This window comes from Spirulina subsalsa PCC 9445, assembly GCF_000314005.1.
In the GTDB taxonomy this organism is placed as follows: domain Bacteria; phylum Cyanobacteriota; class Cyanobacteriia; order Cyanobacteriales; family Spirulinaceae; genus Spirulina_A; species Spirulina_A subsalsa.
In genome coordinates, this window is the sequence record NZ_JH980292.1 from 269,466 (window position 1) to 295,237 (window position 25,772).

General features: G+C 48.1%; 20 protein-coding genes. 16 read left to right on the forward strand and 4 right to left on the reverse strand.

The window, feature by feature from the left end; genetic code table 11:
* The first annotated feature begins 75 nt into the window (after positions 1-75).
* The 5 genes from SPI9445_RS23930 (at position 76) to SPI9445_RS0101720 (ending at position 3,430) form a co-directional block, all read left to right on the forward strand.
* Positions 76-1,116, forward strand: a complete 1,041-nt coding sequence (locus SPI9445_RS23930; RefSeq protein ID WP_017302983.1) for a glycosyltransferase family 2 protein — start codon at positions 76-78, stop codon at positions 1,114-1,116.
* Positions 1,117-1,214: 98 nt separating this feature from the next.
* Positions 1,215-2,030 (forward strand): allophanate hydrolase-related protein, encoded by an 816-nt coding sequence (locus tag SPI9445_RS30995; protein ID WP_017302984.1) that lies wholly within the window; start codon positions 1,215-1,217, stop codon positions 2,028-2,030.
* Positions 2,031-2,042: 12 nt separating this feature from the next.
* A complete protein-coding gene (gene biuH, locus SPI9445_RS0101710) occupies positions 2,043-2,726 on the forward strand; it encodes a biuret amidohydrolase (protein ID WP_017302985.1) in 684 nt (227 codons plus the stop codon).
* A 37-nt stretch (positions 2,727-2,763) separates the two neighbouring features.
* Positions 2,764-3,099, forward strand: coding sequence for a nucleotidyltransferase family protein (locus tag SPI9445_RS0101715; RefSeq protein ID WP_017302986.1), 336 nt, complete (start codon positions 2,764-2,766; stop codon positions 3,097-3,099).
* Positions 3,086-3,430, forward strand: a complete 345-nt coding sequence (locus SPI9445_RS0101720; RefSeq protein WP_017302987.1) for a HepT-like ribonuclease domain-containing protein — start codon at positions 3,086-3,088, stop codon at positions 3,428-3,430. Before SPI9445_RS0101715 ends, SPI9445_RS0101720 begins: the two co-directional genes overlap by 14 nt.
* Here SPI9445_RS0101720 and SPI9445_RS23940 read toward each other — a convergent pair.
* A complete protein-coding gene (locus SPI9445_RS23940; protein WP_017302988.1) occupies positions 3,367-4,515 on the reverse strand; it encodes an EAL domain-containing protein in 1,149 nt (382 codons plus the stop codon). The two genes, SPI9445_RS0101720 and SPI9445_RS23940, sit on opposite strands and share 64 nt — an antisense overlap.
* Positions 4,516-5,018: 503 nt before the next feature.
* On the opposite strand from SPI9445_RS23940, the gene SPI9445_RS0101730 reads away from it, so the two are divergent.
* The 5 genes from SPI9445_RS0101730 (at position 5,019) to SPI9445_RS0101755 (ending at position 11,808) form a co-directional block, all read left to right on the forward strand.
* The gene (locus tag SPI9445_RS0101730) at positions 5,019-7,235 is read left to right on the forward strand and encodes an IMS domain-containing protein (RefSeq protein WP_026079455.1); all 2,217 of its coding nucleotides are present in this window, start codon (positions 5,019-5,021) and stop codon (positions 7,233-7,235) included.
* A gap of 370 nt (positions 7,236-7,605) precedes the next feature.
* On the forward strand, positions 7,606-8,751 hold the full coding sequence (locus SPI9445_RS0101740) for an S-layer homology domain-containing protein (RefSeq protein ID WP_017302991.1): 1,146 nt from the start codon (positions 7,606-7,608) through the stop codon (positions 8,749-8,751).
* A gap of 80 nt (positions 8,752-8,831) precedes the next feature.
* Positions 8,832-10,358 carry a hypothetical protein gene (locus SPI9445_RS23945; RefSeq protein ID WP_017302992.1) on the forward strand — a complete coding sequence of 509 codons (1,527 nt, stop codon included), beginning with the start codon at positions 8,832-8,834 and terminating at the stop codon, positions 10,356-10,358.
* 31 nt (positions 10,359-10,389) lie between these two features.
* Positions 10,390-11,385, forward strand: coding sequence for an ATP-binding protein (locus SPI9445_RS23950; RefSeq protein ID WP_017302993.1), 996 nt, complete (start codon positions 10,390-10,392; stop codon positions 11,383-11,385).
* A 9-nt stretch (positions 11,386-11,394) separates the two neighbouring features.
* Positions 11,395-11,808: a hypothetical protein gene (locus SPI9445_RS0101755; protein WP_017302994.1), complete on the forward strand. Its 414-nt coding sequence runs from the start codon at positions 11,395-11,397 to the stop codon at positions 11,806-11,808.
* On the opposite strand, the gene SPI9445_RS0101760 is transcribed toward SPI9445_RS0101755, so the two are convergent.
* The 3 genes from SPI9445_RS0101760 to SPI9445_RS0101770 form a co-directional block, all read right to left on the reverse strand.
* The gene (locus SPI9445_RS0101760; protein WP_017302995.1) at positions 11,805-14,963 is read right to left on the reverse strand and encodes a transglutaminase family protein; all 3,159 of its coding nucleotides are present in this window, start codon (positions 14,961-14,963) and stop codon (positions 11,805-11,807) included. The genes SPI9445_RS0101755 and SPI9445_RS0101760 overlap by 4 nt on opposite strands.
* A gap of 803 nt (positions 14,964-15,766) precedes the next feature.
* On the reverse strand, positions 15,767-16,300 hold the full coding sequence (locus SPI9445_RS0101765; protein ID WP_017302996.1) for a zinc ribbon domain-containing protein: 534 nt from the start codon (positions 16,298-16,300) through the stop codon (positions 15,767-15,769).
* 212 nt (positions 16,301-16,512) lie between these two features.
* Positions 16,513-18,105: a serine/threonine-protein kinase gene (locus SPI9445_RS0101770; RefSeq protein WP_017302997.1), complete on the reverse strand. Its 1,593-nt coding sequence runs from the start codon at positions 18,103-18,105 to the stop codon at positions 16,513-16,515.
* Positions 18,106-18,435: 330 nt separating this feature from the next.
* Here SPI9445_RS0101770 and pheT point away from each other — a divergent pair, with 330 nt between their 5' ends.
* The 6 genes from pheT (at position 18,436) to SPI9445_RS0101795 (ending at position 25,381) form a co-directional block, all read left to right on the forward strand.
* Positions 18,436-20,871 carry a phenylalanine--tRNA ligase subunit beta gene (pheT, locus tag SPI9445_RS0101775; RefSeq protein ID WP_017302998.1) on the forward strand — a complete coding sequence of 812 codons (2,436 nt, stop codon included), beginning with the start codon at positions 18,436-18,438 and terminating at the stop codon, positions 20,869-20,871.
* Positions 20,872-20,885: 14 nt separating this feature from the next.
* Positions 20,886-22,037 carry a glycosyltransferase gene (locus SPI9445_RS0101780; RefSeq protein ID WP_026079457.1) on the forward strand — a complete coding sequence of 384 codons (1,152 nt, stop codon included), beginning with the start codon at positions 20,886-20,888 and terminating at the stop codon, positions 22,035-22,037.
* Positions 22,038-22,117: 80 nt separating this feature from the next.
* Positions 22,118-22,849 carry an undecaprenyl-phosphate galactose phosphotransferase family protein gene (locus SPI9445_RS0101785; RefSeq protein WP_017303000.1) on the forward strand — a complete coding sequence of 244 codons (732 nt, stop codon included), beginning with the start codon at positions 22,118-22,120 and terminating at the stop codon, positions 22,847-22,849.
* Positions 22,836-23,027: a hypothetical protein gene (locus SPI9445_RS31285; protein ID WP_237747913.1), complete on the forward strand. Its 192-nt coding sequence runs from the start codon at positions 22,836-22,838 to the stop codon at positions 23,025-23,027. The genes SPI9445_RS0101785 and SPI9445_RS31285 overlap by 14 nt, the downstream gene beginning before the upstream one ends.
* A 77-nt stretch (positions 23,028-23,104) precedes the next feature.
* A complete protein-coding gene (gene gmd / locus SPI9445_RS0101790) occupies positions 23,105-24,181 on the forward strand; it encodes a GDP-mannose 4,6-dehydratase (protein ID WP_017303001.1) in 1,077 nt (358 codons plus the stop codon).
* Positions 24,182-24,424: 243 nt separating this feature from the next.
* Positions 24,425-25,381, forward strand: coding sequence for a GDP-L-fucose synthase family protein (locus SPI9445_RS0101795; protein WP_017303002.1), 957 nt, complete (start codon positions 24,425-24,427; stop codon positions 25,379-25,381).
* The last annotated feature ends 391 nt before the right edge of the window (positions 25,382-25,772 follow it).

The following is a 25,772-nucleotide window of genomic DNA, read 5'->3' on the forward strand; positions in this document are numbered from 1 at the left end:
GTAATCCGTAGCGGACAAGGTTATGAATATAATAATTCGAACAACATAATAGTTATGTGAAGGAGTAAGTAAGTTATGACAATATCTGAACCCCTTGTTAGTGTTGTGATCCCAACCTACAATAGAGCCTATATTTTAGAACGAACGATTCAAACTGTTTTAGCCCAAACTTACCAAAATTTTGAAATAATTGTAGTTGATGATGGCTCGGCAGACAACACATCTGAACTGATGGAAAAGTGGACAGACTCACGGATTAAATACATCCGTTATGAACCAAATCGTAGAGTTTGTGTAGCACGCAACGTCGGTATGAATGCTTCTCAAGGTGAATATATCGCCTTGTTGGACTCAGATGATCAATGGTCTTCTCAGAAACTAGAAAAACAATTATATGGGTTCAATAGACCGGAAGTTGGTGCTGTTTATTGTTGGTCATATTTTGTTGGAGTTTTTAATGAGATTAAACGTCTACGGACTTCGGAAGCAAGAGGTGATTTGAGAGAAAATTTACTCTATAAAAATTTTATTGGTAGTGCCTCTACTATTATGTTTAAACGAGAGGCTCTAGAAAAAGATATCTACTTTGACCCAGAGTTACCCTTTTGTGAAGATTGGGACTTTTTTATCAAGCTTGCTCAACATTATGAGTTTGAGGTTATTAAAGAAGGTTTATTATATTATTCGGATGATTTAAGTCAAGAGGATAGAGCGACGGCTAAAAGCTCGATGATGACTGAAGGTTTTATAATTTTTTTAAATCGCTATCACACACAACTACCAGAATGCTATAAAAATATTGGAACATTAACCTTAGAACAAAAATCAGTATGTTTTTTCAGTTTAGGACAAGTTTTAATCTATCATGGACAACGTTCTAATAACTTACAAGGGATAGAGCTAGGGTCTAAATATCTAAAGTTTTCCTATGGAATTGCTCCCTATAAAATCCGTTTTCTATACCATTACTTAAGCTCCTTAAGAGGAGGAAATTTTTATATAAAAGTGAATAATTTAGAAAAAAGTATACGTCATCAGTTGGGAAAACTTAGATTTTGGAGAAAGGTGAGGAAACATAATCGTCTTGCACCTACTAGCCCATCATACAAACGTTAAATAATGCTACTTTAATATAAATCCCAACTGAGACTGTAGCCGCAATACTTAATTGAGCAAAAATGGTCTAAAATGGTGTTAAGTTGAGGTAAAATAATATGGGTCAACCTGAATTGAAAACTGTTCCTTTCGCGGTTAATGGGACACTGATGCGGGGTTTGGAATTGAACCCCAATTTATTAGATATTGGGGCAACATTTCGCCAAGAAACCCAGACGGAAGCGAGTTATAAATTATGGTCAATTGGGGATGAATACCCGGCAATGCAGCGTGTGGAAAGGGGAGGAGAAAAGATTGCTTTAGAATTGTGGGATGTGCCTCCCTCGGGTTTAGTGACCATTCTGCAACAAGAACCTCCGGGGCTTTGTGTGGGGAAGGTGTCCCTAGAGACGGGGGAACAAGTCTTAGGGGTGCTGGGGGAGGGAATCTGTTGCGCAGACGGACAGGAGATTACCCAGTATGGGGGATGGCGCAATTATATCAAAACCCTGAAGGAACTAGACCGTGAGGAACGTTTAGAACGAATGTTGGCGATCGCAGAACAAAACCAACTCGGCGAAATTGCTTGCAAACTCTGGTCATTACAGCCCTATTTTAGCGCTTGGGTCTACTATGGGTCATGGGAATTTCGTTCCCCCCTCCCCCAAAAATCCCCCAGTGACACGGCCACCTATGTCACCAGTTTTGGAGTCGCGCCCCTCCTTCGTTCCGGGATTCAACTGTTCCTTTGCCCGCAAAACCTAGGTTTATTATACAATAAATCTCAGTCCGATGTCCAGCAATTGATTAAAGAGTTTAAGTCTTATTTACCGGAAATTCCGGCTCAAAACAATTGGCTCAAATTTAAACTCAATCAACCGGAACAAGCCACGTTTTTTATTACCCTATTCGGTCAATTTGCCAACTTATTTTAAGCTAACAACACCATGACTCGTTATATTCCTGCTGATCCTTATCCCTACCCCTATAATGGGGATCTCCGCCCAGAAAACACGGTTTTAATCATCATTGATATGCAAACTGATTTTTGTGGGATGGGGGGCTATGTTGACCAGATGGGCTATGATTTATCCTTAACTCGCGCCCCCATTGAACCCCTACAAAATGTTCTTAAGGTGATGCGAGAACAAGGTTTTCCTATTATGCACACCCGGGAAGGACACCGCCCGGATTTATCGGATTTACCGGAAAACAAACGTTGGCGGAGTCAACAAATCGGGGCAGGAATTGGCGATGCGGGGCCTTGTGGACGGATTTTAGTGCGAGGGGAGCCGGGATGGGAAATTATCCCAGAATTAGCTCCTCTGCCCGGAGAAACGATTATTGATAAGCCGGGAAAAGGGGCATTTTATGCCACAGATTTGGATTTATTACTGCGCCAAAAGGGGATTCAAAATATTATTCTCACCGGAATTACAACAGATGTTTGTGTTCATACCACGATGCGGGAAGCCAATGATCGGGGCTATGAATGTTTAGTGCTGTCTGACTGTACAGGAGCGACGGATTATGGCAATTATTTAGCGGCTTTAAAGATGATTAAAATGCAGGGGGGAGTATTTGGAACGGTGACAGATTCTAAGACGTTAATTCAAGGTTTGACTTCATAATTATAGAGCAAGCACGGATGGAGGAGAATTTATAATCATGTACACCCTACAAAAAACTAATACCAAAATTTTCCTTGATTACGATTGTATTGTAGCGGCTTGCCAAAAATGGAAAATCATAGAATTTGCCCTATTTGGCTCGGTGCTAAGAGATGACTTTCAGCCTGATAGAAGCGATGTTGATGTGTTAGTCGTTTTTCATCGAGACGCTCACTGGACATTGTTTGATCTCGTTGATATTGAGGACGACTTTAAGAAAATTTTGGGTAGAGATGTAGATTTAGTTGAACGCGAAAGTATAGAAAAAAGTGATAACCCTTTCCGTAAGCAGGAAATTTTAAACTCTTTAAAAGTGATTTATGCTGCCTCGTGAACATAACCACTTATTAGATATGCTGAGGGCTGCGAAGTTAGCTCAAGAGTTTGTAGCTAATGTGGATTGGGATGCGTTTCAACTTGATTTAATGCGTCAAGCAGCCGTGACTCGTCAACTAGAAATTGTTGGCGAAGCGGCTCGTAGAATTTCTGAAGAATCTCAGGCAGAAATATCTGAAATTCCTTGGCATCAAATCATCGGAATGCGGAATCGTATTGTCCATGAATACGATCGCATTAACTTAATTACTCTTTGGGATACAATTCATCTGGCATTACCCGATTTGATCTCGGTATTAGAAGCTATTATTGTGGCGGAAGAAACATGAAAATCCATTGAATTGTCTTGAAGGAGTTGGGTCGCTTGATGAGCATTTAAGGGGCGAGAAAAGAAATAACCTTGGACTTTTGTTCCTCCTAATGCGGTGAGTTGATTTAACTCCTCTAAGGTTTCCACTCCTTCCACAATGACCTCTAATCCTAAAGAGGCCGCAAATTGGAAAATTCCGCGAATGAGTTCCCATTGTTTTTGAGAAACAAAAGAGCGGTCAATTTTGAGAACATCTACGGAGAGTTCATGTAAACGGGATAAGGAGGAATAACCTGTGCCGAAATCATCCAAATAAATTTGAATCCCCAGTTGTTTGAGTTGGTGGAGAACTTGTAAGGAGAGGGGGAAATCTTGAATGGTTAAACTTTCGGTAATTTCCACTCGTAAGGAAGAGGGAGATATGCCTGTAGTGAAACAAATTTCCTCCACTTGTGCGGCTAAGTCCACTTGTAACAGTTGTAAGGTAGACAAATTAACACTCATGGTTAAGTCTTTTCCCCATCCCTGTTGTTGCCAGTGGTGGAGTTGCCAGCAGGCGCTGCGGAGTGTCCATAATCCCAGTTGATGAATTAAACCGACTTCTTCGGCTAAGGGGATAAACTCCGTCGGGGGAATCCAGTGATGTTGGGGATGATACCAGCGTAGCAGGGCTTCAAAACCGATGATTTTCTGGGTTTTTAAACAAACAATTGGCTGATAAACGAGATGTAAACCTTGGGAACTATTGGGAGTCTCAGCCGTGGGGATGGCTTGGCGTAAATCCAATTCTAAACGCATTCGCTCTAAGGCTTGGGGTGATAGCAGGGGAACTGTAGCCCCTTGATCGGCTTCTAGGATGTTGAGAACTCGGAGTAAACGCTCTAGATTTTTATTGGCGATCGCTAACAACTTCATCCCCTCATCACTATTAGGCGGAATCCTGCCACTGGAGAGCAACCCCAATGAGGCTTGAATAGACGTGAGGGGAGTTCGGAACTCATAGCTCAGACGACTGATTTGTTGAGCCGATTCTTCCGATTCCAATGATTCTGATGCGCGAGATAATCCCTGCTCCCGATCCATCATGACTTCTATTGCATCCATAAAACACACCTCGATTGGCTACTGACTGCTGATCCCACTTGTGCCATCGGTTCGGCTCTGATTTGCCGTTCAGGTTTTCCGACCCAACCATCTATATTACTTAACACTGAAATTATTGGTGAAATAACCGTTGCATCATGTCTTAACTCTAGTGTAGGCCGTAGTTTTTGCCACCCGCAAATTGACTTACTCCATTCAGTATATTTGTGAATTGTGAAGAGAGTAGGAACAAAAGATTGGAGGATTGGATTTTCTTGGATAATTTTCCGGAAACTGGCTTAAATTCGGTCGATTATCCAGAAAAACTCCCATTTCTCCTCCTGTCAGAGAAAAATCCCGGTCAGCTTAGATGAATTGCAGAGCAAGGTTTGTGTAGAATACGATTGATTGGTTTGGGGTTAACCCAACCCAGCAGTTCAATGGACTGCCATGATTTTGGATGATCCCTCCTGACCGTTAATGTGGGAGGATCTCACTAGCTCTTTGTTCTGGGGAAGCAAACTGTGCGAATTCCGCTCGACTACTACAGGATCTTAGGCGTGCCAATCCAGGCCACCGCTCAACAACTCAGTCAGTCTTACCATGATCGCGCCTTGCAACTACCGCGACGGGAATATAGTGATCTGGCGATTAATGCTCGGAAACAATTACTGGATGAAGCCTATGGCGTTTTATCAGATCCCGAACAGCGCTCGGCCTATGATGCCAGTTTTCTAGCCAAAACCTATGAGCTAGATCAGCAGCCCCAGTTAGATTCACCCCTTGAAAGTCTGCTGGAGTTGGGGGGCAATGCTCCGACTCCTTGGATTGAGATTAATCATGAACAGTTAGTGGGGGCGCTGCTGATTTGGCAGGAACTGGGGGAGTATGACATCGTGCTGAAGTTAGGTCAGCCTTTGTTAGAAGATCCCGTCAGGATTAGCCCAGAACAAGAGCGTCTGATGCAGTCTAAGCTGATTCGGGCGGATGTGGTGTTAACGATTGCTTTGGCCTGTTTGGAGTTAGGGCGAGAACATTGGCAACAGGGGCATTCTGAGAAAGCGGCGATCGCCGGACAAACGGGACAAGAACTCTTATTGCGCGAGGGACTGTTCCCTAATGTACGGGGCGAAATTCAAGCGGATCTCTATCGTCTGCGACCCTATCGCATTTTAGAGCTACTTTCCCACGAGGGAGAGGACGAAACCCGACGCACCCAAGGGATCCAACTCCTGCGGGATATGCTCCACGAACGGGGCGGCATTGACGGCACGGGAGATGATCAGTCGGGGTTAAGTGTGGATGATTTTCTGCGCTTTATCCAACAAATTCGCCACTATTTAACGGTAGCCGAACAACAAGAATTATTTGAACTCGAAGCGCGACGCCCCTCCGCCGTGGCCACTTATTTGGCAGTGTATGCCCTAATTGCCCGAGGTTTTGCCCAATGTCAACCCTATTTGATCACCCGGGCGAAGGAAATGTTACAACGGCTGGGTCGTCGTCAAGATGTGTACTTAGAGCAGGCTGTTTGTGCTTTGTTGTTGGGGCAAACGGAAGAGGCCAGTCAAGCCCTAGAACTCAGCCAAGAATACGAACCTCTGGCCTTTATTCGGGAAAATTCCCAAGATTCCCCGGATTTACTGCCGGGATTGTGCCTATACGGCGAGCGCTGGCTACAAAATGAGGTTTTCCCCCATTTCCGGGATTTAGTGGATCAACGGGCTTCCCTGAAGGATTATTTTGCCGATGACCAGGTACAAGGTTATTTAGAGCAGTTACCGAGTGAGGGAGCCGCCCAAAATCAATGGACGGTGGTAGAGTCTCCCGCTTTAGGGGCAGCGACGGCACTCCAAACAGAACCCCGGATTCCGGCCTCCGTTGCCCCATCAACTGGGGGACGAACGGCGGGGATGTTTGAGGATTTTGACCCCGGAATGCCTGCACCGGGGAGTAGTCAGGGCGGAGGGGCCCGGATGCCGGGACATCGCCCCCCGGGGTCGGGTCGAGGCGCACACCTAAGCCCAGATGAACCAAGAGGACGGGAACGGAAAGCGGATCCGGTGGCGCTGCGGGACGAAGGCTATACGCCGAGTCGTCGCAGAGGGGGGAGAACTAGCTCTAGTCGGGGGAGTCGTCGCGGTAGTCGTTCTCAGAGCAAGGGGACTCGTTCTCTGATCTTTTTAGGATTGGGGGGCGTTGTGGGGGTGTTTTTCTTTGTTTTTTTGATTGGTCAAGCGATCCAATTATTACGGGGGCCGGGTTTTGACCAGGCTGAGGTGATTGACCCTATGGAAACTATGCCCAATGGGGAGGAAATGCCTGTAGAAGAAGCCCCCCCCGCTCCTTCGGTGGCGGATCCCATCCTGACCCCAGAAGTGGCGCGGGAAGTGGTGCAAATGTGGCTAGATGTGAAGAAGTTGGCCTTTGGTTCGGAATACCGGGCAGATCAGTTAGAGACGATTTTAACCAATCCTCTGTTAGGGGTTTGGCGGGGTCGTGTGCAACAGGCGCGCAATAGTAATATTGTTCGGGAATATCAACATACGTTGTCGGTGGATGAGGTAATTTTTGACCCTGCCCAGCCCAACACGGGGGCGGCGGTGGTGTCGGTGCGGGAACGGACGACGGAATTTAGGGCTGGGGCTTCTGCGGGGGTGCGGGATGATAATTTACGGGTGCGTTATGAGTTGGTGCGGGAGAATAATCAGTGGAAAATTCGCGATATGAGGATTTTGTAGGGTTGGCTTCGGGATGTTGTTTGGGGGTTGATTAACAGACCGAGAGCCAAGGTCGCGTGGTTGCCTTAGATCCCGGTGTCCGAACGTTCATGACCTTTTTCTCGGAGTCATCCTATGGATGGATAGGAAATAACGCCAATCTGCACATACAGAAGCTTTGCTTTAAGCTAGACAAGCTCATCTCACGAATGAGTAAGGCTAAATCTGCTCAAAAGCGAAGACTGAAGAAAGCAGCTGACAGACTGAGAGCCAAGATTCAACACTTGGTTAAGAGAAAATCTTAACTTATGTATTTGTTAGCAAACGTTAGCAAAAAAGTATCGGATTAATGATCTAGGATAGCTAGGAAGTCTTGGCGAAAAGGTGGGCTATGAGTGGGAAAGTTTGGTTGTTGGGCTGTTGTGCGATCGCCCTCTTAACAGGTTGTAGTGGAGATCCCACGGCCGAACGCTGGTTTGCGCCGGATCCAGAATTAGAAACCCCGGCCAGTCCCCAAGCGTCTCCCTCTCCCACCCCCTCCCCCACTCCCGAGGAGGAAGAAACCGCCCAAACTCTCCCCCAAAATTTCCCGGAGACTATCCCCCAATACCCCGAGGCGACGTTATTAGAGGCTACCTATTCCTCGGCTCAAGTGCGGGGAACCACGCGCTGGCAGACGACGGATCCTCAGAACTTAGTGCGGGAGTTCTATCAACAGGCCTTTCGGGAGAATGATTGGACTTTGGAGACGGAGGAGGGGGAGGAGGATTCCTTGAGCGCCCGTCAGGGAGATTTACGGGTGACTATTGCCTTTGAGGAAGTGAGCGCGGGAGAAACTCAGTTTCGCTTGACCTATCAGGTGGGGGAATCTCCCACCCCGACGACTTCTGAGGGGGCGGGGGATTTGTCCGGGGTGTCGGAACCGTTACGGGGCTATGTGGCCGATGTGTTGGCCTTGGGGGTGATAGGTGAGGTGAACCCTAACGAAACCGTAACCCGCCGAACCTTTGCCCGGTGGTTGTTTGAGGTACATAATCGAATGTATAGCGATCGCACCACCAAACAAATCCGCCCCATTCCCACCCGAGATCGTCCCGCTTTCCAAGATATCCCCCCCAGTGATCCCGATTTTGCCCTCATTCAAGGCCTAGCCGAAGCGGGGATTATTCCCTCTCGTTTAACAGATAATAGTAACCCCGCCCTCTTTCAGCCCGATGCCCCTTTAACGCGGGAAAACCTCTTATTGTGGAAAGTTCCCCTGGACGTGCGGAAACCCCTCCCCCAAGCCACTGTGAGCGGCATTGAGCAAACCTGGGGCTTTCAGGATGCGGCACAAGTGAACCCCGAGGCGTTGCGGGCTTTGGCGGCGGACTATGAAAATGGCGATCGCGCCAATATTCTCCGCGTCTTTGGCTATACCACCCTATTTCAACCGAAAAAACCTGTCACCCAAGCCGAGGCGATCGCCAGTTTGTGGTACTTTGGCCACCAAGGCGAGGGAATTTCTGCCCCAGAAGCTGCTAATATATCGCCTTGACCGATGAAGGGAATAAGTAATAGTCATCTCTACCCAAAAAAAGCCGTAAAACTACCAAACTCTGACCTATCAAGGGTGTAATGCTCAACTCTGTTAAAACTCTGACCCAAGCTCGTAGTGGTTTTTTAACCCTATCGCTGACCTTTTTCATGGCGTTTGGACTGTGGGGCATTTTAAATCATGCCATGTGGCGGGATGAAATGACCATCTGGCTGATTGTACGAGATACCACCTCCTGGGGAGAATTTCTCAACGTTCTCCGTTACGAACCTCACCCCATTCTCTGGTATTTTTGCGTCGCCGTTTTGCAACAATTCAGCCAGAATCCAGTTTCAATGCAATTATTTCACCTCCTCATCGGGGTAGGTGTTGCCTACTTAATTTTGACCCAATCCCCTTTTCCTCCCCTACAAAAAATCCTGTTAACCTTTGGCTATTTACCCTTTTATGAATACCTATTAATTAGCCGCAACTACAGCCTAGGATTACTCTTCGGTTTAGGGGTTTGCGCGCTATGGAAAAATCGCCAACACAGTTATATAGGCTTATCTATTTTGCTGTTTTTTATGGCAAATTCTAACGCATACAGTTTATTTATTGCCCTTGCACTAGGGGCAACTCTAATGTTAGAATGGGTGTTTATACAGCAATTTAGAATTAACTTAAAAGCCAATTTAGCCAATCGCTGGCTGAGTTTTATTATCTTTCTTTCCGGGATTATTTTATCTCTCTCCTTTCTCATTCCGCCCCCCGATAACTTAGAACGAGGAGGATTAAGAGACGGCTGGCAATTTTCTTTTGACTTACGCCATCTTTTAACCACCTTAGCCAGAATCTGGAATAGTTATATTGTCATCATTACGGCAGGGGATTCTAAATACTATAGCGTCGCAATTTGTGGAATATTGGGGTTAGGAATTCTCCTCTTTTTTGCCGGATTTTTTTGCCGGAAACCCCTACTACTCTTTTTCTACCTTGCGGCCAGTTCCGAAATTTTACTCTTCACCTATACCAAATTTCTGGGCGCACAGCGTCATTTCGGCCATTTATTCATCGTCTTAGTGATTGCCTTCTGGTTAAGTTATTACTATCCCCCGTCGGGATTAATTATCCGCTACACTAAAGGCAAACTCAGAAAAGTTTTAAACTTCTGTAAGCGTTACAAAACATCGTTTTTCGTCTTGTTGCTCTATGCCCAGTTAGCCGGAGGCATTGCCGCTTATATCCGGGATATCACCATCCCCTATTCTGCCAGTCAAGCCGCCGCAGAATACATTCAAGCTAAGGGGTTAAATAATCTCTTTATTGTAGGGAGTCGCGATGTGGTGATGAGTCCCCTAACAGGTTATTTGAACCGGAAAATTTATTACCCAGAACGCCAAGGACTGGGCAGTTTTGTTTTATTTACCCCCCAACGGCAGGAAGTGGACGAGTCAGAAGTATTAAGACAAGTGCAGGAATTAGTCCAAGTTCACGGGGAACTATTGCTGATTTTAAGTTATCCCCTCACAGAGATTCAAGAGGATTTAACCATTCGTCCCCTCGCGAACTTTCATGAGGGATTTATTTACAATGAAAGATACAATCTCTATCGCGTTTCTTTGTGATTAACTCACACCTGATAAACTCACACTTACTATGTCCTTCTCTCATTTTCTCATTGGACTTCCGGGAGCCGGAAAATCGATCTTTTGCCAACGATTAAACCGCTTGGGAAATTATACCCTTGTTTCGCCGGATCAGATTCGCGCTCAATTCTATGGAGACACCCTCATTCAAGGAGATTGGGGGGAAATTGAACAGGAAGTGCGGCGACAAGTGCAGGAAAGCTGGCAACAGGGAAAACCTGTCATCTACGATGCCACCAATGCTAAACGAGTTTGGCGACTGACACTGTTGCAACAACTGCCCCCCGACATGGCATGGGTGGGATGGCATTTAATCACCCCCCTAGAAACTTGTCGTCGATGGAATCAACAAAGGAGTCGCGTAGTGCCGGATTTTGTGCTAGAACATATGAATCAATCTTTGCAAGATTTCCCCCCTTGGAGGGCGGAGGGATTTGTCGCCCTCTATCGGGTTTTACCTCATCAGTGTGATGATCGGCAAATCCAAACTCAATTAGCCAATCTACGGGAAAATCCCCCCTCTCCTCTTCCGGCTTTTACCCTACACCGTTATTCAAAGCTGGTGGATTTTGAGCGCCTGTTGCACCTAATCGCCTTGTTTTTAAGGGATGCCAGTTTAGAGGGGGGAGAGATTGAGAGGATTTGTGAGGCAATGGGGGCGCAATGGGGGGCAATTTATGGGGATGGAAAGGCGTTCACCCAAGATATACAATGGTTAGCACAACAGGACATTGTACAAGGTCAGACCCAACAACCGCCTACCCCCTCCTGTGTCCTTTCCCCCCTGCCTCCTTTTCCTCTCATCCCCCATCCCTACTCAGCGTTTGCCACGTTTCAACGGCTCGTTTTCCTCCTGCGGTTTATCCTTTATCCCCCCCTACGGGAGAGAATCGCTGGGAAACCTCTGCCAACAGTAGCCCGTATCCTGACTCGTGCCGGATTGCCCAATAACCACCTTTTAGAAGATATCCAGCTTATAATTAAACCCTATAGTTTATTGCCCTAGATTCAAATCATGTCTCGTCCACCGATTAACCCTTTTTTACTCATCGGACTAAGCGGTTTTTTCACCCTAGGGAGTCATCTATTTATTGATCTTTATCGTGTATTTTACGAAGATCCCACCATATACTGGACTCATCAGGCTATGCCCTTATCCCTTGAGCAAACCGAGCAAAATTTTCAGCTATTCATTGCTGGAAAAAATCTGAATCGTCACTTATCAGAAAAAACCCTCTATGCTTTAGATAGTGAGGGTAGACCCTACTCCATCGTCCCGGAAGATGTCACCGTGCGAGTCAATAATTGGCCTCAAGTGAAAGCCAACCTCTTAACTAAAACAACCTTTACTGGGTTCGCTTTTGGCATTACAATCACCTTGTTACTTTTAGGAGGCGTTCAAACTCTTAATCACCAACAAAAAAGTTAAGTAGCAGCCGCTTTGTCCGTTGGATGTGAACGCAAATCTAACGTTAAAGGAAACTCTGGACTCCGTTGGAGGGGTGGCAATTCAATCACCCCCGGAGTATGTCCCATCGGGACAAAACGCTCCATCAGGCGAGATTCTGCCTCTCTAGGATTAATCGGGAAAGTCTCGTATAACATCCCATTGGGGGGGGTGACATGATAGGTACAGCCGCCAATAGAACGCCGAGTCCAACAGTCTACAATGTCAAATAATAAGGGGCTATGGGGTGCGATCGCCGGATGGAGTTGTGAGGCATACTGACGAGCGCGATAACGTACCCCGGCCACATATTCCCCCCCCTGGCCTGTAGACTTCAACGGCACGGGCAAACCGTTACACAGCAAGGCATAGCGGCCAGAATCACTGTCGGAATTGGGAGAATAGGCGATCGCACCCTCTAACCTCACCTGCAACCGTTCCATCGAATCATCCACATAACGCGCTGTTCCCCCTTGGCCAATCTCCTCCCCCAACACTAACCAAGGTTCAATCCCATGACGCAACTCCAAACGCACCCCCTCCCGCACAATCTCCCCATAAACGGGAAAACGAAACTCAAAAAACGGTACAAACCAATCCCACTCAAACCGAAAACCCGCCCCTTGTAACTCCACAATCACCTGTTTGAGATCCTCCCCAATAAAATGGGGCAACAAAAACCGATCCTGTAACATCGTCCCCCAACGGATTAAAGGCCGTTCATAGGGACATTCCCAAAACCACGCCACCAATCCCCGAATGAGCAACATTTGCAACAAACTCATTTGCGGATGGGGAGCCATAGCAAAAGAGCGAAACTCCAACAGTCCTAACTGATTGCGGAAATTTTCCACCGGGTATAACTTATCAATACAAAAGGCCGTCCGGTGGGTATTTCCCGTCACATCAATCAACAAATTGCGCAACAATCGATCCACCAACCAAGCTGGCAACTCCCCAAAAGGTTTAAACGACTGAAACGCTAATTCTAACTCATATAAACTCTCATGTCTTGCCTCATCTACCCTCGGCGATTGACTCGTAGGCCCCACAAACAAACCCGAAAATAAATAAGACAAACTGGGGTGATTTTGAAAATAACTAATCAAACTGCGCAACAAATCAGGACGACGCAACAAAGGACTCTCCTCCACCCGTTGCCCCCCAATGGTAATATGAGAACCGCCCCCTGTACTCACCCGTCGCCCATCCCGCATATACTTTTCACTACCCAACCCACACAAACGCGCCTGTTCATACAACGCCGTTTGAATCTTCACCAACTCATCCCAACAGCTTCCGGGGTGAATATTCACCTCAATGACACCGGGATCCGGGGTAATTTGAAACCCCACAATTCCCCCCCCACCGGGGGGCGTATAGCCTTCTAAAATCACCGGAATTTGTAACACCTCGGCCGTCTTTTCAATAGCTGCAATTAAATCCACAAATCCCCGTACCGAACTAAAGGGCGGAATAAACACATACATCACCCCGCCCCGCACTTGTACCCCCAAAGCAATGCGAATCGAATCATCCGGGGAAAGAGTGGGTTCAGAACAGACTTGAACCGGAGCATGATCTAAAGGCAAAATCGCTTCAGTAACTAACTCTTCTGCCCAATCTTTTTGTTCCAACGGTAAGCGAAATCCTAGGGTTGAATCCCCGATTAAAAGTTCTAAACGTTCTTGCTGTAACGACCATTTACAAGTAGTCCAGATGAGTTTTTCTTGTGCTATAATAGATAGAATGGGCAAGATATACCCGGCGGGTTCTTCCCCTTCCACCTCATAGACTGGGAGGATTCCTGACTCATGAACCCCTAAAACCTGCCCTAACTGATGAATAAATAACTGGGCATCTTTCACCCCATATTTATAGTCTTTATCCTCATCGGCTCGTAATAGGAGATCATTCCACAACCCCCCCCCATCTTTGCGCCAATAACAGCCCAACGCCCAACGGGGTAGGATTTCCCCCGGATACCATTTTCCCGAGCCGTAATGGAGTAATCCGCCCCCTTGAGAGAAACAATTTTCCAAGCGTTCTAATAATTTCTTTGCAAGTTTATACTTCTCTTCTCCTAACGCTTGCACTTGCCATTGTGCCGACTCAAAATCATGAGCCGAGACAAATGTAGGTTCACCTCCCATCGTTAAACCCACCCCTAAATGGTCTAACTTATCATCAACATTTTGACCTAATTGATCAATTTTTTTCCAAACTTGTTCGCTATAAGGTTTCGTCATCCGAGGACTTTCCTCATAGCGTGTTACAGTGACCGCAAAATCTAAATGAGACTCACAAGATTCTGTTGTGCCTTGGACTGGACTAGCTGCGCCCGGTTCTGCGGTACAAACGAGGGGAATATGTCCCTCTGCGGCCAAATATCCTGATGTGGGGTCAAAACCAATCCACCCAGCACCGGGTAAATAGACCTCTGTCCAAGCGTGCAAATCTCCAGAATCTTCTTCAATGGTTGGTGAATCATCCAGAGGAGGAATATCATCTTTGAGTTGGATTAAATACCCCGAAACAAAGCGGGCAGCTAACCCATAATAACGCAAAATTTGCACGAATAACCAGGCGGTATCTCGACAAGAGCCTACTTTTTTTTCTAAGGTTTCTTCACAAGTTTGAATCCCTTCTTCTAAGCGGATGGTGTGGGTGATAGTTTGGGCAAGTTTTTGATTTAAGTCAATAATAAAGTTGGGAGTGTATATATTGGCTTGTTTGTTCTCTTGAACCCATTTTTGCAGTAAGTCTCCTGATTCAATAATTTCTAAAAAAGGTTCAAGTTCTTTCGCGAGTTGACGTTCATAGGCGAAAGGGTAGTTCACGGCATACTGTTCCAACACAAAGTTAAAGGGATTAATGGGTCGCATCTCTGCGATTAAATCGACATCAATCGATAAGTGTTGGGTTTTTTGGGGAAAGTTGAGGCGTGAGAGATAATTTCCGTAGGGATCTTGTTGCCAAGTAATGCTATAGTTGCTCGGTTGGATGGTGAGGTTATAGCTTTGAATGGGGGTGCGGCAGTGAGGAGAAGGACGCAAACCCAAGGTATGAGGGCCGAGAAAGACGGGCTGGGAATAGTGGTAGTGTAATTTATGATGCAGACTAACTTTAAGGGTCATGGAAGATAGGGAATGAATGGAGAATAATCCCCCCTAGCCCCCCTTTGGAAGGGGGGGAGAGAGTGGCTGTTTGTCGTTTCCGTTTGTAGTTGCGCTTCAGCGCGAATTCAGAGGGCTAAAGCCCAACAACGAACCAACAACCGTTTGTAGTTGCGCTTCAGCGCGAATTCAGAGGGCTAAAGCCCAACAACGAACCAACAACGAACAGTTTGTAGTTACGCTTCAGTGCGAATTCAGAGGGCTAAAGCCCAACAACGAACCAACAACGAACAGTTTGTAGTTACGCTTCAGTGCGAATTCAGAGGGCTAAAGCCCAACAACGAACCAACAACGAACAGTTTGTAGTTACGCTTCAGTGCGAATTCAGAGGGCTAAAGCCCAACAACGAACCAACAACGAACAGTTTGTAGTTGCGCTTCAGCGCGAATTCAGAGGGCTAAAGCCCAACAACGAACCAACAACGAACAGTTTGTAGTTACGCTTCAGTGCGAATTCAGAGGGGTAAAGCCCCAGCACCAACCAACAACGAACAGTTTGTAGTTACGCTTCACTGCGAATTCAGAGGGGTAAAGCCCCACCACCAACCAACCAACAACAGTTTGTAGTTACCCTTTCGTGCGAATTCAGAGGGCTAAAGCCCAACAACGAAACCACAACGAACAGTTTGTAGTTGCGCTTCAGCGCGAATTCAGAGGGCTAAAGCCCAACAACGAACCAACAACGAACAGTTTGTAGTTACGCTTCAGTGCGAATTCAGAGGGCTAAAGCCCAACAACGAACCAACAACGAACAGGGATTACTGTTCATTGTAAGGAATGGCCGCAATTGGCACAAAAACGGTCACTGGGTTGGATGGGACTGCCACACTGACTGCAAAAACGCCGTTGAGAGGTGGGGGGGGATGAACCCATGCTCATTTCCATGTTACCCATCCGCATCTGCATAGGGTTGGTGTTCATCTCCATATTGCCCATTTTCATGGGCTGCATGGGCTGCATGGGCTGCATGGGCTTCATTTCGGGGGCTTGGGGCATGGAAACCCCGGAGGAAACCTGCATCTGTTGCGCTTGACCTGAAGTGGGGAAACTGCCCATTGTACTCATGCTTCCCCCCTGAACTTGGATTAACTGTTCTCCGCGTTCGGTGTGCAGTTGAATCACGACCCCTTGGGGGGTTTGAAAAACGTCTGGGGGGGCGGTCCAGTGACCTGTGGTGAAGCCACTGCTAGACTGTTGTTGCTGTCCTGCACCACCTGTAAAGGTCGTAACAATCGTTTGCGCCCCTTGATTGTCTAGATAAACGGTTTGATTTGACCCTAATTCGCAGAGATAAGCCATGATTGCTTTTGCCTCATTCGCTCTTAGGTTAATTGTACGACTGGGGGGAGATGCGATCGCCCATTCTTAACATTTAACAAAAATCTTGGGAAATTCCCCTTTGCGGTAAAACTCGAAGCATAAAAGTACAAATACTGTTGCGAGAAAGCAGCGCTCAATGAAACAAGAATCTCCCGCCACAGTCTAGCTTGGCCGTGAGAGTGTCAAACGCTCTAGCCCCAAAACCCCCGTTTCCCATTGGGTAAAATAGTCGTCCAACTGGTTTTAGCTACCCCTAACTGCTCATCAGTAATCGTGGCATTCGTTAAATTGGCCCCGCATAAATTCGCACCGCGCAAGTTTGCCCCTCGGAAGTTGGCATAACTCAAGTCTGCGCCCCGTAAGTCCGCCCCTTCTAAGTCTGCCCCCACCAAATAAGCCCGCCCTAAGTTAGCATCCCGGAAATTAGAACTGACTAAACTGGCCCGGCCAAAATCCGCATGATTCAAGTTCGCCCCCTGCAAATTCGAGCGTTTTAACTTCGACTGGTGGAAAATTCCCCCGGCTAAGTTGGCCTCGGGCAAATTTAAATTACTCAGATTTTGTTGAGCAAAATCCCGCCGCCCCTTGACATAAGCGTTCAAAAGTGCCTCCTCATCTAGTCGCTGAACTTTGCGTTTAGCCGGACGACCAGAGGTTTGCAGGGTGCTAGTTGTATCAAAAGATCCCCGTCCACTTCTACCCAAGGGCGACCCCACATTAGGATTATTCCGCTTGTTGCGAATAGCCATCGCCAAGCGTTCCGTCGCCGAGAGGGGTTTCCCCGAGGGGGAAGAGTCGTAGGAATCCTGTCCCGAGTTGGGTAGATTGTTCCCACTGCCTCCGGTGGGTTTCGCCACTAATCCCTCAGCCAAACTTTCGAGATAGGGTTCCATATCTAGGGCTTTTAACACCTCGTCCGCCGTTTGGTAGCGGTGACGGACGGAGACTTCTAGCATTTTCGTTAAAACATTGGCGAAGTTCTCCGAGATGTCTACATTTTTCTGCCACATCATTTCCCCAGTTTTGGGGTCATAGTCCAAGTCTTTAGGGGATTTCCCGGTAAGGAGATAAATACAAGTGACCCCGAGGGCGTAGATATCACTGGCAAAGACAGGGCGCAGAGCCATCTGTTCTGGGGGCGCAAAGCCGGGAGTTCCTACGGCAAAGGAAGTTAGGGCGGTTTGGTCTGAGGCACTGCTGGGGGTTTGGGGGGTTACTTGATTTTTCACCGCCCCAAAATCAATTAAGACTAATTTTTTATCTTGCTCTCGCCGAATTAAATTCGCGGGTTTGATGTCGCGGTGAATCACTTTTTGTGAGTGAATATACTGAAGCATGGGCAGAATTTCACTTAAAAACTGTCTAGCTCCGGCTTCACTCACCGGGCCGTTCCGTTTAATTTCTTGCTGGAGATTATTCCCCTTAACGTACTCCTGAACAAGATAGAAAATCTTGTTGTCTTCAAAGTAGTCTAAAAGACGGGGAACTTGGGGGTGATTGCCAATTTTCCCTAGGGTGGTGGCTTCCCGTTCAAAGAGTTCTCGCGCCATCTGGAAAATGTTGGGATCATTGGTCGAGGGGCGCAGTTGCTTAATCACACAGAGCGGGTTTCCGGGTAGCTGGAGGTCAACAGCGAGAAAGGTTGCACCGAATCCGCCCTGTCCTAGTCCTTTGGCAACACGGTAGCGATCGCGCAGGAGCAACTTACTGCCACAGGCTTGGCACACGGACACATTATCAGGGTTTTTGGGTTTAGGACAGGTGGGATTGAGGCAGTAACTCATTCAGCATCACCAATGTAGAAATGCCCCTTGGGGGCTGTACTCAAGCAGGCAGGGAAAGGGGAGGTGTTGGTTGGTTGATCCAAGTATTTCCCACTGGTGGAAAATACGCAGTCTTTTAACAGGTTATGTTTTTATTATCTCTGGAATTTATAAGTTTTTGGGTATCCCAAGATTTTAAAATTAGGTCATCGCTTGGACTCTTATCACTAGGATATACTACTTTTTCCCAATCTCTTGGCTAGACAACGGATTTTTAACACAACGGCAGAGCTTTAGCCGCCCAGTTTTTGCTACGATAAAACATTGACGTGAGCAGGAAGCGACGATTTAATGCTGATTTCTTTGAACTGGTTGCGGGAATTAGTTCCCGTGGAACTCCCGCCTGAACAATTGGCGGAAGTGCTAACGCTGGCAGGTTTTGAGGTAGAGGAGATTATCGATCGTCGCGCCTTCGCAGAGGGTGTTGTTGTCGGTAAGGTTCTAGACTGCCAGCGTCATCCCAATGCGGATAAACTCAGTGTCTGTACGGTAGATTTGGGGCAAGCGTCCCCCGCTACGATTGTCTGCGGCGCACCCAATGTCAAGGCGGGGATTTTTGTCCCCGTAGCCCCGCCTAAAACCTATTTACCCGCCATTGACCTCAAGCTGAAACCCACGAAACTCCGGGGGGTCAAGTCGGAGGGGATGATCTGCTCCTTGGCGGAGTTGGGACTGGCGAAGGAGTCCGAGGGCATTCATATTTTCCCCGAGGAAGGAATGACGGTGGGGAGTGATGTCCGCCCCTATTTGGGTCTGGATGATGTGATTTTAGACTTGACATCAACGGCAAATCGTGCTGATGCCCTGAGTATGGTGGGGGTAGCGCGGGAGGTGGCGGCTCTGACCCAAGGGGAAGTTAAGTTACCCCAAGCCTCTACGCCCAAGGTGGCGGGGAAAGGGGGCTTAACGGTGCAGGTGGCCGAAAAACAAGCTTGTCCGGTTTATATTGGGACGGTGATTGAAGGGGTAAAAATTGGCCCCTCGCCGGATTGGTTAAAGTTCCGCCTCCAGAGTGCTGGGATTCGCCCGATCAATAATGTGGTGGACGTGACGAACTATGTCTTGTTGGAGTGGGGACAGCCTCTCCACGCTTTTGACCGCGATCGCCTGCAAACCCTGACTAAAAGCTCAGAATTAGCCGTAGGCGTGGGTTTTGCCCAAGGGGAGGAGTCCCTACAAACCCTCGACGGACAAACCCGCCCCCTCGACCCCCAAAACCTCTTAATCACCGTGAATGACCGTCCCGTAGCACTGGCTGGGGTCATGGGGGGCGAAGAAAGCGAAGTCCACGACCAAACCACCAACCTCCTCCTAGAAGCGGCCTTATTTGACCCCGTAGCCATTCGCCGTTCCTCCCGTCGCCAAGGCCTCAGAACCGAGTCCTCCGCCCGCTATGAACGGGGAGTGAACCCGGTAGAATTGGATCTCGCCTGTGGGCGAGCGATTGCCCTGATTACCAAGTTGGCTGGGGGTCAGGTGGTGAGCCAACAGGCCGATGATAGCCGCCCCCCGGTTCAGGACTGGACCCGCACCCTTGAACTCCGCTTATCCCGTCTCCAGGCCGTTTTAGGTCAGGTGAAGAAAGGGGAGGCGCTAGGGGAGATTGAAGCGGCGGAAGTGGAAGGCATTCTGAGCGCCTTGGGCTGTAAATTGAAAGCCACCGGGGAAGCAGAACCCGTCTGGCAGGTGACCATTCCCCCCTACCGTTACCGCGACCTAGAACGGGAAATTGACCTAATTGAAGAAGTGGCGCGGTTATACGGTTATGACCGTTTTTGTGATACCTTACCCCGCAAAACAGAACCGGGAATTCTGCCCCCCAAACGCAAGGCCTACAATGGAATTCGGGCGGCCTTGCGGGGCATTGGTTTAACGGAGGTGGTTCACTATTCCCTCGTGAAACCGGAAATGGCTCAGGTGGTAATTGCTAACCCCTTACTGAGTGAATATTCTGCCCTGCGTTATGAGTTAGTCAATGGGTTATTAGATGCCTTTGACTATAACCAGTCCCAAGGGAATGGGGCGTTAAATGCCTTTGAAATTGGGCGAATTTTCCATAAGTCGGAAAGTGGGACATTGGGAGAAGCGGATGAAATCGCCGGGATTTTAGGGGGTCATTACTTCACCTCGGGACGCTGGACTACAAGCGGCAAGGGGTCGCCCATGACCTGGTATGAGGCGAAGGGGTTGTTAGAGAGTGCCTTTAGTCGTTTAGGGGTGACGGTAAGCTATCAACCTTGTAGCACTGAGGCGCTATTTCATCCAGGCCGTACCGCTTCCCTGTGGCTGGGGGAACAGGAGTTAGGGATTTTTGGCCAGTTGCATCCTCAAGTCCAGCGCGATCGCAACTTCCCCGAAGCGGTTTATGTGTTCCAACTCCAGGCCGAGGTTCTACTGTCTCAAATGAAACACGACGAACCGACTAAATTTAAGGTCTATTCCCCCTATCCAGCCGTAGAGCGGGATCTGGCCTTCTTCGCCCCCCTTGATTTAGCCGTGGGAACCCTCACCCAAACCATGGAGGAAGCCGGAAAAGCCCTCCTAGAGCAGGTGGAACTCTTCGACGAGTATCAAGGGAAGGGGGTACCCGAAGGTCAACGGAGTTTAGCCTTTAGTTTGGCCTACCGAGCAGGCGATCGCACATTAACCGACCAAGAAGTAGAACCCATTCACCAAAAAGTACGGGATGCCCTAGTAGAGCAATTCGCCGTCACCTTACGATCTTAATACAATCTTATTCAATGAAAATCGCGCTTGTGCATGAATGGTTAACCCCCAAAGCCACCGGAGGTTCTGAACTGGTCGTGCAGGAAATTCTCCAACATCTTGAGGCAGACCTCTATGCACTGATTGATTTTGAATCGGTCAATCCCCAGAGTTACTTATTCGGTCGCACCATCGGCACCACCTTTTTACAACACCTACCCCTCGCCCGCCGGGGCGTACAAAAATATTTACCCCTACTCCCCCTCGCCATTGAACAACTCGACTTGCGAGATTATGACCTCATCCTATCCTCCTCCCACGCCGTCGCCAAAGGAGTCCTCACCCGCCCCCATCAGCCCCATATTTGTTACTGTCACAGTCCCATGCGGTACGCCTGGGATCTCACCTTTGATTACCTCAAAAACAGTCGCCTCGGACGGGGCCTTCCCGGTCTTTACACCCGCTACCTCCTCCACCATCTACGTCAGTGGGACGTGATTTCCGCCAATCGGGTAGATTACTTTATCGCTAATTCCCAATATACCGCCCAACGAATTTGGCGTTGTTATCGTCGTACCGCCGAAGTGATTTATCCCCCCGTTCATATAGAGCGCTTCCCCTTCGAGCCAACTAAAGATAATTTTTATCTAACAGTTTCCCGTCTGGTCAGTTATAAACAAGTATCTTTAATTGTCAAAGCATTTAACGAACTCAAACAGCCCCTAGTCGTCATAGGGAGTGGACCCGAGTTGAAAACCATCCGTCAACTAGCCCAGAGTCATGTTGAAATCCTTGGTCCTCAACCCAATGAGGTAGTAGAGCAGTATATGGCAAAAGCTAAAGCCTTTGTCTATGCTGCCCATGAAGATTTTGGCATTGCGCCAGTAGAAGCCCAGGCCTGTGGCACCCCAGTCATTGCCTACGGTGCAGGGGGGGCCTTAGAGACGGTGAGAGATGCCCAAAAATCCCGAGAAGGAGGAACCGGATTATTTTTCTCTGGTCAAAATGTGGAATCTTTAGTCAAAACAGTAGAGACTTTTGAGAAAATTCGAGGAATAATTGATCCAGAGGCTTGTCGCTTGCAAGCAAACCAGTTTGCACCGACAATCTTTAAGCAACGATATCTCAGCTTCCTAGAACGCTGTTGTCAAGAGTGGAACCTGGGTCCAGTTCACCCCCATTTTTGAGCAATGTAACGGGAATTGCCCCCGCTAGATATCAAATGACTTTATCATTGGGGCTATGTGGTGTGATGTGAAGGAGTAAGATGACTGCGGAAAGCCAACTTGTCTCCGTCAAGCTATTGAGAGGGCGGATTTCTCAGAAAAATCGCCCCCAAACTGCTCAAAGCCGAGCAGGAGTGCGATGGCTTGATGTTCTAGACGGAAAATTCACGAAACGGCTCTTTGATATTGTCTTTTCGTTGACGGTTCTGATTGTGTGTTCCCCTCTGTATCTAGTTTTGGCGTTGCTGATTGCGCTGAGTTCCCCCGGGCCGATCTTTTATGTACAGAAGCGGGTCGGCAAGAACTATAAGCCCTTTGGCTGTATTAAGTTCCGGACGATGGTCAACAATGCCGATGCCCTGTTAGATGAGATGATCTTGAATTCCCCTCAGCTACGCAGCGAGTTTGAGATGGATTTCAAAATTAGAAACGACCCCCGAGTAACTAGGATAGGTCGTTTTCTCCGTTTAACGAGCTTAGATGAATTTCCCCAATTCTTGAATGTCTTGATGGGGGATATGAGTGTGGTGGGGCCTCGTCCTTTAGTGCCGGGTGAACTAAAGCGCTACGGTCGCAATATTGACCGCGTGTTAACGATTCGTCCGGGGATTACGGGTTTATGGCAGGTGTCTGGACGGAATGATATTCCCTATCATCGTCGTGTTCAGATTGATGTGTATTACGCGAATTCCCGCACGTGGTGGATGGATTTGTATGTGATTGTTAAGACGATGGGGGTGATTTTGTTCCCCCGCAATAATGGAGCCTATTAAGGGAGTCTGTGGTGGGGTCTTAACCCGGTGCGGAGTAGTCTTTCCGAGCTTAAATCCGTTGAAAGCAGAGTCGGGGGAGGGAAATCTAGGAGCGCTGGCCTGTTTGACGAGGTGCGATCGCCTAGTCCACAATAGAAAAGTGGATTTAACCCTTGGAGTCCTTGAGCAAAGCCAATAAAATTGGTGGTGAGCACCCATGAGCAATCATGGTGTGTCTACAATGTAGCGATTTCTCGTCCTAGGAAAATTGAAAGAATGACGCAAACCAAGCGAGCGCTGATTACGGGCATTACAGGTCAAGATGGCTCTTACCTAAGTGAGTTATTACTAGCAAAAGGCTATCAGGTTCATGGCATTATTCGCCGCACTTCAACCTTTAACACTGACCGGATTGATCATATTTACGTTGACCCCCACAATGAACAAGCACGGTTGTTTCTGCACTATGGGGATTTAACCGACGGGACAACTCTACGGCGGATTTTAGAAGAAGTTGAACCCCACGAAGTCTATAACTTAGGCGCTCAGTCCCATGTCCGAGTGAGTTTTGATGCCCCAGAATACACCGTGGACACCGTAGGGATGGGGACCCTGCGCCTCCTCGAAGCCGTGCGCGACTATCAACAACGCACCAGTAATCAAGTCCGTTTCTATCAGGCTGGCTCTTCGGAAATGTTCGGGAAAGTGCAGGAAGTCCCCCAAAAGGAAACCACGCCCTTTTACCCCCGTAGCCCCTACTCCTGCGCTAAGGTGTTTGCTCACTGGCAAACGATTAACTACCGGGAGTCCTATGATTTGTTCGCTTGTAATGGCATTTTATTCAATCATGAATCGCCGCGACGGGGTGAAACCTTTGTGACGCGGAAAATCACCCGGGCGCTGGCTCGGATTGTGGCCGGACAACAGAAAAAGCTCTATCTGGGGAATTTAGACTCTAAGCGGGACTGGGGCTATGCGAAAGACTATGTAGAGGCTATGTGGTTAATGCTCCAACAGGATGAGCCAGATGATTATGTGATCGCCATGAATGAAACCCATTCCATCCGGGAGTTTCTGGATATTGCTTTTAATTATGTCAATCTCAACTGGAATGATTTTGTGGAGTTTGACCCCCGTTATTTGCGTCCGGCAGAGGTAGATTTATTGATTGGCGATGCGACAAAAGCCCGGGAAAAACTGGGCTGGAAACCTAGCGTCACCTTTGAAGAGTTGGTAAAACTCATGGTGGATTCTGACCTAGGGGCTTTGGGGTTATCGTCTCCCAACTCAAGCGGGTCTGGGGTGGAAGATAATGCTTATATTCGGCAAAATATGGGCGCGACGGTAGATTAACGCTCCTGATGGTGGAGTTGGGCAAACATCCTCGCCTGTCACGAGAGCGGGGATGTTGTCGTTTCAAGTTAAATTGGTATTAGATGTCAACGGTCAACCTAACAACATAAAGCCGTCCTAGAAGGCTTGTCCTGAGCAAAGCCGTTCGTGAAACGTTGCGTAGCAAAGGGACGGGGTTTTAAACTCATTTTCTTGATAATGTAAAGGAGTCCCCAGAGCAAACCTACGGGAAAGGATAGAGTCATGCTAGATTTAAGCGGGAAACAGATTGTCGTCACAGGCGGTGCTGGTTTTTTAGGGCGGCAAGTGGTTGATCAACTGTGTCAGGCCGGCGCGAATCCAGAGAAGATTTTTGTACCGCGATCGCACACCCACAACCTCTGCACCCTCGAAGCCTGTCAGACAGTCGTCGAAAACCAAGACATCATCATTCACCTCGCCGCCCACGTCGGGGGGATTGGCCTCAACCGAGAAAAACCCGCCGAACTCTTCTACGACAACCTCATGATGGGAACCCAACTCATCCACTGTGCCTATCAAGCCGGAGTTGAAAAATTTGTCTGTGTTGGCACCATCTGCGCCTACCCCAAATTTACCCCCGTTCCCTTCAAAGAAGAAAACCTTTGGGATGGCTACCCCGAAGAAACCAACGCCCCCTACGGCATCGCCAAAAAAGCCCTACTGGTTCAACTCCAAGCCTATCGTCAACAATACGGCTTTAACGGCATTTATCTACTACCCGTCAACCTTTACGGCCCCGAAGATAACTTTAACCCCAACAGTTCCCACGTCATCCCCGCCCTGATCCGCAAAGTTCACGAAGCCCAACAACGAGGCGACAAAACCCTCCCCGTTTGGGGAGACGGTAGCCCCACCCGGGAATTCCTCTATTCCACCGATGCCGCCCGCGCTATAGTCATGGCCACCCAAGCCTATGATGGGGACGAACCTGTTAACCTTGGAACAAATAGCGAGATTTCCATTCGTAATCTGGTGGAGTTGATTTGTGAACTGATGGAATTCCAGGGCGAAATCCTCTGGGAAACCGATAAACCCAACGGTCAACCCCGACGCTGTTTAGACACCCAACGGGCGAAAGACTATTTCGGCTTTAGCGCAGAAATGAGTTTCCGAGAAGGTTTAAAACACACCATTGACTGGTACCGGGTTAGTAGTTGCGCTTCAGCGCCCCCAAGTTAGTTGTCGCGCTTCAACCCCCAGGTTAGTAGTTGCGCTTCAGCGCCCCCAGGTTAGTAGTTGCGCTTCAGCGCCCCCAGGTTAGTTGTCGCGCTTCAACCCCCAGGTTAGTAGTTGCGCTTCAGCGCCTCCAAGTTAGTTGTCGCGCTTGGCCGCCTCGAATTACGGGCTAAAGCCCAACAACGAACTATCATAATTAGGGTCTGCTGAATATCCATCTAATCACTGTTAGTAGGACTTTCGATTGGGAGCGAGAAACTACAGGGTTCTAGGGATAAATTATCAAAAAGGCTTGTCTTTTTCCGATTCTCCCTGTTCCTTCCCGTTCCCTGTTCCCCACCCAGAGTAGAGTTATTCAGCACGCCCTAATTATCAACTATCAATTATTCATTCT